We start from the raw sequence: 1,465 nt of genomic DNA on the forward strand, positions 1-1,465 counted from the left end.
GCCATTCCCCATGCTATATCAAAACGTATGAGGTCGATCCCGGCTACAAAATGGCTGTATGCGCCGCACACCCTGATTTCCCCAAGGATATCATAATAGTCTCGTACGAAGAGCTTTTATAAATGGCTCATCAACAGCTTGACACCGCGCTCAATATCTTCCGTTTTCACATTGGAAATATTGATTTTTAATAGATTTTCTTTCTGATAATCTGATAAATAATGACGGTCTATCGCCTCAAGGATCACCCCTTGTTTTTTCAGCCTATGAATCACTCTTGAGGCGGGCAGATCCTGAGGAAGCACCAGGTGGGTGTGCATGCAGGGTGCCTGCCCGCTGGAGAACGTAAAGCGGCCGCTTCCCAGCTGCCTGTGTGTTTGAATGGCTTGATGAAGCTTCAGCGACCGCTCTTTATAAGAATCTCTGATTTTCTCCTTATGCCTGCCGTACATACCGCTTTTCAGGTAAATCTCCAATGCCGCTTGAGAAATCATCGAACAGTCGATGTCGTTCAGCTTTTTGTACGCATAGAACGTGTCAGTCAGCGCTTCGGGCAAAACAGCCGCCCCCACGCGAAGGCCGGGGAACATCATTTTCGAGAAGCTTTTCAAATAGATGACATGTGAGGACAGATCATATGCGTACAGCGGATCTGCCTTTTTATTTTCCTCCAGATCACCGAGGTAATCATCCTCAACGAGATAGACATCATACGCTTCTGCCAGTCTCACAAGCTCCTGTTTATCACGCTCTGACAATGAGCAGCCAAGCGGGTTATGGAAGCGCGGCATCGTATAAAAAAATTTAATCGATTCTGTTTGAAATAACCGCTCAACCTCGGCTATATCAAGTCCCTCTTCCGTTCGTTTCACCCCGATGGCGGGAATCCCAAGCGTCTCAAGCTGTTCGACCATCAAATGGTAGCCCGGCTGTTCAATGGCGATCTTCTCTTTCCCATTTGGGAACGGCATGGCACAAAGCAGAGATAACGCCTGCTGGACACCTGATGTAATGAAAATATGCCGTTCATCCGCAAATACCTGTTGATTGGCCAAGAGCTTTCGGAGTACACGGATGAGTGATGGAAGCCCCTTTGGCGTCCCATAAATAAACAAATCGTTTTTGTATGTATCAATCGCTTTGTTGATACAGTGCTGAAAATCAAGATACGGAAACACATCTGGATCCGGCGCAGATGTGGCAAAGTCGATGGGGCCAGGCTGCCCGCTTTTTGATTTCCCTGTCTTTTTCACAATATAATAGCCGCTTTTCGGAACAGAATAGATAAGGTGGCGCTTTTCCAGCTCCTGCAGCGCGCGGATCACTGTGCTTTTGCTGACTTGGTAGCGGGCGGACATCTGACGGATAGATGGAAGCCTGTCTCCTTCTTGATAGGCGGTGCTTTGCATCATCTCCTCTATCCTCGTTACTAGACTCATATATTTCTCCATGCCTTCTCCCCCTA

The 1,465-nt window shown here is 47.6% G+C and carries 1 protein-coding gene and 1 pseudogene; one reads left to right on the top strand and one right to left on the bottom strand.

The window, feature by feature from the left end; translation table 11 throughout:
• Window positions 1-122: pseudogene (locus ACWHAR_RS21175) on the top strand (4'-phosphopantetheinyl transferase); the annotation flags it as partial.
• Here the strand turns inward: ACWHAR_RS21175 and ACWHAR_RS21180 are convergent.
• Entirely contained in the window at window positions 117-1,451 is a 1,335-nt protein-coding gene (locus ACWHAR_RS21180) for an aminotransferase-like domain-containing protein (RefSeq protein WP_144459146.1), read from the bottom strand. The pseudogene ACWHAR_RS21175 and the gene ACWHAR_RS21180 sit on opposite strands and share 6 nt — an antisense overlap.
• Window positions 1,452-1,465: the final 14 nt, after the last annotated feature.

It is taken from the genome of Bacillus sp. LR--39, assembly GCF_053613335.1.